This window comes from Streptococcus sp. HSISS2, assembly GCF_000448665.1.
GTDB lineage: Bacteria > Bacillota > Bacilli > Lactobacillales > Streptococcaceae > Streptococcus > Streptococcus raffinosi.
This window is the reverse complement of the sequence record NZ_CM002133.1, coordinates 1,797,308-1,809,472: the sequence shown is the minus strand read 5'-3', so window position 1 is coordinate 1,809,472 and position 12,165 is coordinate 1,797,308. Positions and strand designations below refer to the sequence as shown.

At 43.2% G+C, this 12,165-nt stretch carries 11 protein-coding genes and 1 pseudogene; 10 read left to right on the top strand and 2 right to left on the bottom strand.

From position 1 onward, the window contains the following. Positions 1–3: 3 nt before the first annotated feature. Both HSISS2_RS07745 and HSISS2_RS07740 read right to left on the bottom strand, forming a co-directional pair. Entirely contained in the window at positions 4–702 is a 699-nt protein-coding gene (locus HSISS2_RS07745; RefSeq protein WP_021146206.1) for an ABC transporter ATP-binding protein, read from the bottom strand. Positions 703–706: 4 nt separating this feature from the next. Continuing rightward, positions 707–1,084: a GntR family transcriptional regulator gene (locus HSISS2_RS07740; protein ID WP_008535155.1), complete on the bottom strand. Its 378-nt coding sequence runs from the start codon at positions 1,082–1,084 to the stop codon at positions 707–709. Between the two features lie 182 nt (positions 1,085–1,266). Here HSISS2_RS07740 and HSISS2_RS07735 point away from each other — a divergent pair, with 182 nt between their 5' ends. The 10 genes and pseudogenes from HSISS2_RS07735 to pknB form a co-directional block, all read left to right on the top strand. Then, a complete protein-coding gene (locus HSISS2_RS07735) occupies positions 1,267–2,061 on the top strand; it encodes a Cof-type HAD-IIB family hydrolase (protein ID WP_021146205.1) in 795 nt (264 codons plus the stop codon). After that, the gene (locus HSISS2_RS07730) at positions 2,054–2,872 is read left to right on the top strand and encodes a Cof-type HAD-IIB family hydrolase (protein WP_021146204.1); all 819 of its coding nucleotides are present in this window, start codon (positions 2,054–2,056) and stop codon (positions 2,870–2,872) included. The genes HSISS2_RS07735 and HSISS2_RS07730 overlap by 8 nt, the downstream gene beginning before the upstream one ends. Positions 2,873–2,882: 10 nt before the next feature. Continuing rightward, on the top strand, positions 2,883–4,355 hold the full coding sequence (gene ftsY / locus HSISS2_RS07725; protein ID WP_021146203.1) for a signal recognition particle-docking protein FtsY: 1,473 nt from the start codon (positions 2,883–2,885) through the stop codon (positions 4,353–4,355). A 233-nt stretch (positions 4,356–4,588) separates the two neighbouring features. Beyond that, a complete protein-coding gene (gene gmk / locus HSISS2_RS07720) occupies positions 4,589–5,218 on the top strand; it encodes a guanylate kinase (RefSeq protein ID WP_008535152.1) in 630 nt (209 codons plus the stop codon). Positions 5,219–5,239: 21 nt separating this feature from the next. After that, a complete protein-coding gene (gene rpoZ / locus HSISS2_RS07715) occupies positions 5,240–5,566 on the top strand; it encodes a DNA-directed RNA polymerase subunit omega (protein WP_042767096.1) in 327 nt (108 codons plus the stop codon). A 125-nt stretch (positions 5,567–5,691) separates the two neighbouring features. Then, a complete protein-coding gene (locus HSISS2_RS07710; protein ID WP_042767095.1) occupies positions 5,692–8,091 on the top strand; it encodes a primosomal protein N' in 2,400 nt (799 codons plus the stop codon). Between the two features lie 16 nt (positions 8,092–8,107). Beyond that, positions 8,108–9,042, top strand: a pseudogene (gene fmt / locus HSISS2_RS07705) (methionyl-tRNA formyltransferase). Then, positions 9,032–10,354 (top strand): 16S rRNA (cytosine(967)-C(5))-methyltransferase RsmB, encoded by a 1,323-nt coding sequence (gene rsmB, locus HSISS2_RS07700; protein ID WP_021146198.1) that lies wholly within the window; start codon positions 9,032–9,034, stop codon positions 10,352–10,354. Before fmt ends, rsmB begins: the two are co-directional and overlap by 11 nt. 43 nt (positions 10,355–10,397) lie before the next feature. Beyond that, complete coding sequence (locus HSISS2_RS07695) at positions 10,398–11,135, top strand: Stp1/IreP family PP2C-type Ser/Thr phosphatase (protein ID WP_037613505.1); 738 nt, start codon at positions 10,398–10,400, stop codon at positions 11,133–11,135. Then, the coding region (pknB, locus tag HSISS2_RS07690; protein ID WP_134981529.1) for a Stk1 family PASTA domain-containing Ser/Thr kinase at positions 11,135–12,165 on the top strand (1,031 nt) is incomplete at its 3' end. The genes HSISS2_RS07695 and pknB, both read left to right, overlap by 1 nt.

The window sequence follows — 12,165 nt, the reverse complement described above, 5'->3', positions numbered from 1 at the left end:
CTCCTAGTTGTGGAACATCTCTCTGAAGAGCTTGTCAATAGACTTGCCATGGGCTTGGCGGATATTATCGGCATCTCCTTGAAGTTCAATCTGACCGTACTTTAAGAAAACAACCTCGTCTAAAATAGATTCAACATCTGAAATCAAATGAGTTGAGATGATAACAGAAGCTTCTTCCGAGTATTGGTTGATGATGGTCCTGAGGATATAGTCACGAGATGCAGGGTCAACGCCACCAATAGGCTCATCAAGAAGATAGAGCTTGGCCTCACGACTCATAACCAAAATCAACTGAACTTTTTCCTTGTTCCCTTTTGAGAGGTCTTTGAGACGAAGATTAGGTTGAAGGTGTAGATCCTCCAGAAGTTGCAAGGCAAGAGGATAGCGAAAGTCGGTATAGAAATCTTGGAAGAAGTCCAAGTAGTATTGGATGGTCTTACTTTCATCTAAATAGGTTGTGTCAGGCAGATAAGCCACTTGTGACTTGGTGATGGGTGATGGCTCAAATCCGTTAATCGTTACAAGACCAGAAGTTGGCTGAAGGAGGCCATTCAAAATCTTAATGAGGGTCGTTTTACCACTTCCATTTGGTCCTAGGAGACCAACAATCTTTCCTGAAGGGATAGTCATAGTCACATCTCTTAGGGCTGGAATACCATTGTAGGTTTTGGTGAGATTTGTTAAAGTTACAATATCAGTCATCAGTCTATAACTCCTTTCCTCTTTGTTCAATGTAGTCGGTGATAATGGTTTTAATTTCAGGTGAACTGAAGCCAATAGCCGACATTTCAGTGACAAAGTTCTTAATCAGGTTTTGAGCAATTTCGTGTCGTTTTTGGTTAATGAGTTTCTCGTCTTCAGTAACAAAGCGACCAGAAGTACGAGCAGAGTAAACCAAACCTTCTTTTTCCAGTTCTTGGAAGGCCCTTTGTACGGTGTTTGGATTGACACCGGCTTCTTGAGCGAATTCTCGAACGGGTAAAAGTTGTTGCCCCATGCTTAATTCTTTAGAAGCAATTTTAAGTTTGACACGATAGGCGATTTGAAGATAAATGGGTGATTTTTCATCAAATGTCCAAGCCATAAGAGACTCCTTTCTAGGAAATATCATTACATTATTTTTGTACTACAGTAACGATACAACTTAAAAACATAATTTGCAAGTGAAATACTATATTTTCTCTCATAACTATGGCTTTTCCCTAACTTATGTTTCTATTTTTGGTACAATAGGAGCAAGTGTATTCGACCTGAAGGGAGATTATTTTGAAAATTTTAGCAACAGATATGGATGGTACTTTTTTGGATCATCATGGTACTTATGATAAAGCACGTTTGGATAGCCTGTTGGATGCTTGTGAGGCCAAGGAATATGTTTTTACAGTTGCCTCTGGACGGGCTCTTTTAGCCTTGGAGGAGCTTTTTGACGGGTTTGTGGACCGTATTGCTATCATTGCGGAAAACGGAGCCTTGGTTCAGTATAAGGGCCAGGTCTTGTTTGAGTCAAAACTAGAACCTAAAGATTATTTGGAAATTGCAGACACGACTTTAGCCTTGCCAACTTGTGAGGGAATACTTCTGTCAGGCCGCCAGGGAGCTTACGCACCTAACGACGCTGATCCTGCCTATCTTAAGGCTATGGAACGTTATTATAAAAATGTCGTGGCGACAGACCTTGAATCAGTGACGGATGATATTTTTAAGGTGACGGCTAAGTTCCAAGGGGATACCATCATGGAGCGTGGTGACTATCTCAACACGATTTTTGAGGATATGACGGCTGTGACAACTGGCTTTGACTCTATGGATATTATTCTTAAGGGTGTGGATAAGGGCTTTGGCCTCTACCATTTATGTCAAGAGTTAGGGCGTCAGGCTTCTGATGTTGTGGCTTTTGGTGATAATCTCAATGATATGGAGATGCTGACCTTTGCGGGTCGTGCCATTGCGATGGAAAATGCGCGTGATGAGATTAAGGCTGTAGCTGATGAAGTGATTGGTCACCATAAAGATGGTGCCGTCTTTGACTCTATGGAAGGGTTGGTAGGTTCAGATGTCTGAGATTAAACTACTGGCCTTGGATTTAGATGGGACGCTTTTTACCAAGGATAAGCAGGTTACTGTTGAAAATAGAGAGGCTCTAAAAGCGGCAGAGGCTAAGGGGGTTCACGTGGTCATTACGACTGGTCGTCCTCTTCCTGCAATCGACCATATTTTGAAAGATTTGGGCTTGTTGGACGACAAGCATTACAGCGTGACTTTTAATGGTGGCTTGGTTCAGCGCAATAACGGTGATATCCTCGTAAAGAAGGAGATGAGTCGAGAGGATATAGAGCAGGTTTATGCTGCTTTTGAACCTCTGGGACTTCCCATGGATGTTCTCAGTGATGGCATCGTTTATGGTGTTCCAAGTAAAGGAAACCACTCTCTCTACCGCCAGGCTAATCCAGCCCTGACCTTTGTTGATGTGAATAGCATTGATGACATTCCGAAGAATATCGTCTATAATAAGATTGTTACGGTCTGTGAGGAGGCGTTTTTGGATGCACAAATTCCCAAATTGCCTAAACAGCTTTCCGAAGACTTTGAAGTTTTTAAGTCTCGAGAAATTATCCTTGAAGTGATGCCTAAGGGTGTTCATAAGGCTGAGGGCTTGAAACTATTGTCAGATTATCTGGGCATTGACCAAAGTCAAGTCATGGCCATGGGTGATGAAGAAAACGATTTGACCATGTTGAAATGGGCTGGTCTCGGTGTGGCTATGGCTAATGGTGTTGATAAAGTCAAGGCTGTCGCAGATGCTGTAACAACCCAAACGAATGAAGAATCTGGTGTGGCTGAGGCCATCCATAACTATATTTTAGAGAAATAAGGAGAACCAAATGGGTCTATTTGATCGATTATTTGGACAGAAAAACGAACAGTCACAGGAAGCTGCAGAAACTGTTGCCAGCAATGATTTAACAGATGACATTTCAGAAACAGAGTCTCTTGACAATCAAGACTTGCAAAACTTTGACTCAGAAGTCGAGTTCCTTGATCATCAAGATTTATCAACAAGCGAGTCAGCTAGTGAGAGTCAAACTGAGCAAGTAAGTCAGTCAGAAAATCCAGAAGAAGCTTTATCCACAGAATCTGTTGATGAAGTGGCTGACGCTGTAGACGTGAACAGCGAAGAAGTATCTGAAGAAGAAACGGTTGAAGATTTTTCTGAGGATAGTATTGCTTCTAGTGAGTCAGAAGTAGGTCAAGAGCCTGAAGAAAGTCAAGCTGCTGTGGATAACCATTTTGCTGATGTCATGGCTGACTATTATGCCAAGAAAGCTCAAGTAGCTGCTGCTGCCGAAAAAGGTGAGACAGTTACTTTTGAAGCGGTTCAAACCCGTCAAGTTGAGGAAAAAACCGAAGAAGTTGCTACTTCTCAAGTAGAAACAGAACGAGAAAAGTATGATCGAACACTCAAAAAGACCCGTACTGGTTTTGCTGCCCGTCTGAATGAATTTTTCGCTAATTTCCGTCGTGTTGATGAAGAGTTTTTCGAAGAATTGGAAGAAATGCTAATTCTCTCTGACGTTGGGGTCAATGTTGCGACACAATTAACGGAAGACTTACGCTATGAAGCTCGCCTTGAAAATGTCAAAAAGACTGAGGATTTGCAACGCTTGATTATCGAAAAGCTTGTGGATATCTATGAGAAAGACGATGTTTACAATGAGCAAATTAACTTCCAGGATGGCTTGACTGTTATGCTTTTTGTTGGGGTCAATGGTGTAGGTAAGACGACATCTATCGGTAAGTTGGCACACAAATACAAACAAGAAGGTAAAAAAGTCATGCTGGTTGCTGCTGATACCTTCCGTGCAGGGGCTGTTGCCCAGTTGGTCGAGTGGGGGCGTCGTGTAGATGTGCCAGTGGTGACTGGTGCTGAGAAGGCTGACCCTGCTTCAGTAGTCTTTGATGGTATGGAAAAGGCTCTTGCTGAGGACGTTGATGTTCTCATGATTGATACGGCAGGTCGCTTGCAAAATAAAGACAACCTCATGGCAGAGCTTGAAAAGATTGGTCGTATTATCAAACGTGTGGTCCCAGAAGCTCCTCATGAAACCCTCTTGGCTTTGGATGCTTCAACAGGTCAAAATGCGCTTAGTCAGGCTAAGGAATTTTCAAAAATCACACCCTTGACTGGTCTTATCTTGACTAAATTGGACGGTAGTGCCAAGGGTGGGGTAGTTCTAGCCATCCGCCAAGAATTGGATATCCCAGTAAAATTGATTGGTTTTGGTGAAAAAATTGATGATATTGGTGAATTCCATTCGGAAGAATTTATGCAAGGTCTCTTGACTGGCTTGGTTTAAAAGATAAGAATAAAAGAGTGAGTGCTAGGAAAATAGGATTCACTTTTTTTAATGGTTCCCTCACCTTGAAAAAAGTCGCTTTTATTGGTAGAATAGTAAGGTAAAAGGCATGCTCCGGTGAGTGAGCTGTCACGGAATCAATCAACAACCCCCAAGCTGTAGAAATGAGCATCTGCTTTTCTGTTTTTACGGCAAGTTTAAAGAGATTTTTAATCTTAGTTTAAGGAGAAGACATGTCTGATCGTGGACTTTTAATTGTTTTTTCAGGGCCTTCTGGTGTCGGAAAAGGAACTGTCCGTCAGGAAATTTTTTCAACACCTGACCACAAATTTGAATACTCAGTCTCAATGACTACACGTGCCCAGCGTCCTGGTGAGGTTGATGGAAAGGATTATTTCTTCCGTTCTCGTGAGGAATTTGAGGAGCTTATTCGCAACGGCCAAATGTTGGAATATGCTGAGTATGTTGGTAACTACTATGGAACACCATTGACTTATGTTAATGAGACCTTGGATAAGGGCATTGATGTGTTTCTTGAAATCGAGGTACAAGGAGCCCTCCAGGTTAAGAAAAAAGTTCCAGATGCTGTCTTTATCTTTTTAACACCACCAGATTTGAACGAACTTCAAGAACGTTTGGTTGGTCGTGGAACAGATTCTGAGGAAGTGATTGCTAAACGTATTGAGCGTGCCCGTGAAGAGATTGCTCTTATGAGCGAGTACGATTATGCTATCGTCAATGACGAGGTGCCTTTGGCTGCTGAACGTGTCAAACGTGTCATTGAAGCAGAACATTTCCGAGTAGATCGTGTGATTGGCCGCTATCGTAATATGATTTCAGAAAAGAAATTATCAGATAAATAAATTAGAAATAGGTATAGAATTATGATGTTGAAACCCTCTATTGATAAGCTTTTGGATAAAGTACCTTCAAAATATTCATTGGTTATTTTGCAAGCCAAACGTGCTCATGAATTGGCAGCTGGTGCCGAACCAACTCAAGAATTTTCAGCTGTCAAATCTACGCTTCAAGCCCTTGAAGAAATTGAATCTGGAAATGTCACAATCCACCCAGATCCAGAAGGTAAACGTGAATTGGCACGTTTGAAAGTTATCCAAGCACGTCTAGCTGCTGAGGAAGAAGAACGTAAAATCAAAGAACAAATCGCTAAAGAAAAGAAGAAGGCGATAAAATCTAAAATCAAAGTCTAGCTTTGGTTTATGAGGACAGGGGGAGCTGAGGCATAGTGCCTCAGCTTCCTTCTTTATGATGATAATCCAACTCAGGAGGTCCTGAGCACTACAAAATACTGGTCTTAAGGCAGTGATGGGAGGAGATATATGGTTTTAGTTGCACAATAATTGTAGATGTTCCTCTGATGCAGACGGACAGGCCTTATAGTTACCTTGTACCCGAATCAATGCAAGGTCAAATTGCCATCGGTATGCGGGTTCATGTCCCTTTTGGTAAGGGAAATCGTCTTTTGCAAGGCTTTATCCTTGGTTTGGAAGAGCAGGAAAATGGAGACAATCTTCCAGAGTTGAAGCCTATTGCGGAGCTTTTGGATTATGAACCGGTCCTAAATCAGGATCAGCTGGACCTGGCTGACCAAATGCGACACACGGTTTTTTCCTATAAGATTTCCATCTTGAAGTCTATGCTTCCAGGTCTTCTTAATTCTCAGTATGACAAAGTTATCATGGCGACTGATAAGCTGAGTGAAGAGGAGAGGGTCACTTTTCTTCAGGGGCGAGACCACATTCTTTTCTCCCAATTATCAGAGAAACAAGGTCAAGCTATTCCTCGTCTGGTGCAATCTGGTTGCGTAACGGTTGATTACATTGCCAAGGATAAGCAAAATATAAAAACGGAGAAGCATTATAGTGTTCAAAAGGGCATTTTAGAGACTTTGGACATTTCGCAACGAGCCAAGAAACGGTTAGAGTTAAGGGACTTCTTGCTAGGAAAAAGTGAATCTGGGAAGTTGGCTGACCTCTATAAATTGTTTTCTCGAGATGTGGTTAAGTTTTTCATTGAAGCTGGAGCTTTGGTCATCACTGAGGTTGAGGTCAATCGTGCCGATAGCTACTTTGAAAAGGTAGCAAGGACAGATTTTCTGGAGCTTAATGCGCAACAGGCGCATGCTGTTGAAGTCATGACAGGTCAGATTGGTCGTGGTGGCAAACCGTTCTTGTTGGAAGGAGTGACGGGTTCGGGTAAGACGGAAGTCTATCTTCATCTTATTGAGCGGACCTTGGCCATGGGGAAAACAGCCATTGTCTTGGTTCCAGAGATTTCCCTGACACCCCAAATGACTAATCGTTTCATCTCTCGTTTTGGAGACTTGGTAGCCATTATGCATTCAGGCTTGTCAGACGGTGAAAAATTTGATGAGTGGCGTAAGGTTAGGTCTGGTCAAGCCAAAGTTGTTGTAGGGGCACGTTCGGCTATCTTTGCTCCCTTGGACAATATCGGAGCAATCATTATTGATGAGGAACATGAGGCTACTTACAAACAAGAGTCCAATCCTCGCTACCATGCTAGAGATGTGGCCTTGCTTAGGGCTAAGAGTCATGGCGCTATTCTTGTCCTTGGCTCAGCGACACCTTCTATTGAGACACGAGCGAGGGCTCAGAAAGGGGTTTATCATTTTCTTGAGTTGACAGAGAGGGCCAATCCTAAGGCTAAAATTCCGCAGGTAGAAGTGGTGGATTTTAAGGACTTTGTTGGGCGTCAAGAGGTAAGTGATTTTACGCCACCTCTCTTGGAAAAAATCAGAGAACGCTTGGCACGTAAGGAACAAGTCGTATTAATGTTGAACCGTCGTGGGTATTCCTCTTTTGTCATGTGTCGTGACTGTGGCTATGTGGATGATTGTCCCAACTGTGATATTTCATTGACCTTGCACATGGATACCAAGACCATGAATTGTCACTATTGTGATTTTCAAAAAGCAATACCACACGTCTGCCCTAACTGTCAGAGTCGTCAGATTCGCTATTATGGGACTGGAACACAGAAGGCTTATGACCAGTTGACAGAACTCTTGCCTGAAGCCAGAGTGATTCGGATGGATGTTGATACGACACGTAAAAAAGGTGCTCACGAGAAACTCCTAGAGACTTTTGGAAGTGGCAAGGCTGACATTTTGCTTGGGACCCAAATGATTGCCAAGGGTTTGGATTTTCCAAATGTTACCTTGGTAGGGGTCTTGAATGCGGATACGTCCTTGAATTTACCGGATTTTCGTTCGGCTGAGCGTACCTTCCAACTCTTGACTCAGGTGGCTGGTCGTGCTGGTCGTGCGGACAAGGAAGGGGAGGTTATTATTCAGACCTATAATCCTAGCCATTATGCCATTCGGTTTGCCCAGCAACAGGATTACGAAGGTTTTTATGCCTATGAGATGGGGATTCGCCACCAGCTGGCCTACCCGCCCTATTTCTATACGGTAGGAATCACGCTTTCTCACAAGGATGAAGAGTTTGTAGTCCGCAAGAGCTATGAGGTTATGGCTTATTTGAAAGAGCACTTGTCGGACAAGGTGACTTTTCTGGGACCAACGCCTAAGCCTATTGCTCGAACACATAACCTTTATCATTATCAGATTATTATCAAATACCGTTTTGAAGATAACTTGGAAGAAACGCTTAATGGGGTCCTTGATATGACCCAGGAACCTGAAAATAAGGACTTGCGTCTGATTATTGATCACGAACCTCAGAATTTTACTTAATCTAGAAAAGGAAAATATGACAAAATTAGTATTTATGGGAACGCCTGCCTTTTCAGCGACAGTGCTGGAAGGACTTTTGACAGATGAGCGTTACGAAATTGTCGCTGTTGTCACACAGCCAGACCGTGCTGTCGGCCGTAAAAAGAAATCCGCATGACACCAGTTAAGGAAGTGGCCTTGGCGCATGATTTGCCTATTTATCAACCTGAAAAATTGTCGGGTTCAGAAGAGATGGCTCAAGTAATGGCACTAGGTGCTGATGGGATTGTGACTGCGGCTTATGGACAATTTTTGCCAAGCAAGTTGCTTAATAGCATGGATTTTGCGGTGAATGTTCACGCCTCTCTCTTGCCAAAATACCGTGGTGGGGCACCTATTCATTATGCCATTATCAATGGGGATGCAGAAGCAGGTGTGACAATTATGGAAATGGTCAAGGAGATGGACGCTGGTGACATGGTTAGCCAAAAGGCCTTGCCAATTCTTGACGAGGATAATGTTGGTACCATGTTTGAAAAATTGGCCGTCTTGGGTCGTGACCTTTTGCTCGAGACCTTGCCTGCCTATATTGCAGGAGAAGTTAAACCTGTTCCTCAAGATGCCAGTCAGGTAACCTTTTCACCAAACATTAGCCCAGAAGAAGAACGCCTTGATTGGAACAAGTCAGCACGTGACATCTTCAATCAAATCCGAGGTATGTACCCATGGCCTGTGGCCCATACTTTGCTTGATGGCAAACGTTTCAAGATTTATGAAGCAGACTTGGTAGAAGGTCAAGGACAGGCTGGTCATATCATTGAAAAAACCAAGAAGAGCTTGGTCGTTGCTACTGGTCAGGGAGCTATTTCGCTTAAGACAGTTCAGCCTGCAGGGAAGCCTCGTATGGCTATTACTGATTTTCTCAATGGGGTCGGTCGCAATCTTGAAGTAGGTGATGCATTTGGCCACTGATTGGAAAAAAACAGCCCGTGGACAGGCACTTGAAGTCTTAGAAGAAGTCTTCCAAGAAGGGGCTTACTCGAATATTGCCCTCAATGCACGTCTGAGCAAGTCGCATCTAACAGATAAGGACAAGGCCTTGGTGACGGAAATTGTTTATGGAACCGTTGCCCGTAAGATTACTTTGGAATGGATCTTGGCCCATGTTATTGAGGATCGAGACAAACTTGAAGCTTGGGTCTACGACCTCTTGCTTTTGAGTCTTTACCAGTTGGCTTACTTAGATAAAATTCCAGCCCATGCGGTGGTTAATGATGCCGTCTCTATTGCCAAAAATCGAGGTAATAAAAAGGGTGCTGAGAAGCTGGTCAATGCCGTTCTTCGGAAATTGTCTAGTCAACCATTGCCAGACCCAAGTAAGATTAAACGTGTCAATAAACGCTATTCTGTTCAATATTCCCTACCTGTATGGTTGGTGAAGAAACTTATTGACCAGTATGGGGAAGACCGTGCCCTTGCTATTTTCCAAAGTCTCTTTGTCAGGAACAAGGCCAGTGTTCGTGTGACAGATGTGTCTCGTATGGAAGAGATTGCGGATGCAACTGGTGCTGAACGTTCAGAACTGTCACCAGTTGGGCTTGTTAAGTCCTCTGGTTACTTTGCTGGGACAGAATATTTTAAAGAGGGCTTGTTAACCATTCAGGATGAGACCAGTCAACTGGTTGCGCCAACTTTAGGGATTCAAGGTGAAGAAGAAATCCTTGATGCCTGTGCGGCTCCTGGTGGTAAGACGGTCCATATGGCTTCGTATTTGACCAGTGGACATGTAACAGCGCTTGACCTTTATGATCATAAACTAGATCTCATCAAGGAAAATGCGCAACGACTTGGTCTGGCTGATAAGGTTAAGACACAGAAACTGGATGCTAGTCAGGTTCATCGAGTCTTTCCAGCTGATAGTTTTGATAAGATACTCGTGGATGCTCCTTGTTCAGGAATTGGACTCATCCGTCGAAAACCAGACATTAAGTACAATAAGGATCTGCAAGACTTTGAGTCCCTTAAGGCTGTGCAGTTGGACATCTTATCCAGTGTTTGTCAAACCCTACGCAAAGGTGGTATAATAACATATAGTACTTGCACCATTATAGCTGAAGAAAATCAAGAGGTGATTCAAGCTTTTCTTGAAACGCATCCTGATTTTGAGCAAGTTGCCTTAGACCATCCATGCCAAAACATAATGGTTAATGGCTGTTTGGCAATCACCCCCGAACAGTATCTAACTGATGGCTTCTTTATCGCACAGTTGCGTAAAAAGGCCTAGGGTTACAGAGGAGGAAATGCTGACGCAAGTCAGAAAGAAGATTATGGAAATTTCATTATTAACGGACATTGGCCAAAAGCGGTCAAACAACCAAGACTTTGTTAATAAATTTGTTAACCAAGCTGGTGTTACCCTTGTCGTTGTTGCAGACGGAATGGGTGGACACCGAGCTGGTAATATTGCCAGCGAAATGTCAGTAACGGACCTTGGTCGTGATTGGATCAACACAGATTTTCGTGAATTAAGTAAGATTCGTGATTGGATGATTGCTGCTATTGATGCAGAAAATCGTAAAATTTATGAACTCGGTCAAAATGAAGAGTACAAGGGCATGGGAACAACTATTGAAGTTCTTGCCTTTGTTGATAATGCTGTGATTTTTGCCCATGTTGGGGATTCACGTATTGCTCACATTCGTAATGGTGAATACAAACAATTGACAAGTGACCACTCTTTGGTAAATGCCCTTATCAAGGCTGGTCAATTGACAGAGGAAGAGGCAGCTGTCCACCCGCAACGTAATATCATTACGCAATCTGTAGGACAATCTGCCCCAATTGAGGCGGACCTCGGTGTGCAACAATTGGAACCTGGAGACTATATTTTAGCGAATTCAGATGGATTAACAAATATGATTTCAACTGATCAGATTGTTCATATTGTCAACAGTCCTGGATTTGTCGAAGAAAAGACTAGCCGTTTAGTGGCAGCTGCTAACGAGGCAGGTGGTCTTGATAATATCACAGTTGCTCTTGTTAAGATAGAAAGTGAGGAAGGATAATGATCCAAGTCGGCAAATTGTTTGCTGGACGTTATCGAATCCTTAAAGCTATCGGACGTGGCGGTATGGCGGATGTTTATCTGGCTAACGACCTGATTTTGGATAATGAAGAAGTGGCTATCAAGGTGCTTCGGACCAATTATCAGACCGATCAGGTGGCTGTGGCGCGTTTCCAACGGGAAGCGCGTGCCATGGCAGAACTCAGTCATCCAAATATTGTTGCGATTCGAGATATTGGCGAAGAAGACGGCCAGCAATTCTTAGCGATGGAATATGTGGACGGTTCGGACTTGAAGAAATATATTCAAGATCATGCACCTCTATCTAACCAAGACGTTGTGCGTATCATGGGAGAAGTTCTCTCTGCCATGACTCTTGCCCATCAAAAAGGGATTATTCATAGGGATTTGAAGCCGCAAAACGTTCTTTTAACAAAGGATGGAACGGCTAAGGTGACCGATTTTGGTATTGCAGTGGCCTTTGCTGAGACGAGCCTGACTCAGACCAATTCTATGTTAGGTTCAGTCCACTACCTGTCTCCAGAGCAAGCGAGAGGGTCTAAAGCTACTATTCAGAGTGACATCTATGCTATGGGTATCATGCTCTTTGAGATGTTGACAGGACATATCCCTTATGATGGTGACAGTGCAGTTACCATTGCCCTCCAACATTTTCAAAAGCCTCTGCCATCGATTTTGGCTGAGAACCATAACGTTCCTCAAGCTTTGGAGAATGTGGTTATTCGAGCGACAGCTAAAAAGTTAGAAAACCGTTACAACAGCACTCTGGAAATGAGCCGTGACCTTGTGACGAGTCTTCATCCTAGCCATAGTCGTGATGCTAAGGTAGTCTTTGATGACATGACGGATACTAAGACCTTGCCTAAGGTTGATCCAGTTCCGTCAGCAACCCTTGAGAAAAAGGCTGCTGCTCAACCATCAGAGCCTACACCAACCCAAAGTAAACACCCAAGGAAAAACCTTCTCCAGCTAAAAAGAAGAAAAATACTACTTTTCAACTCTACTCAAGG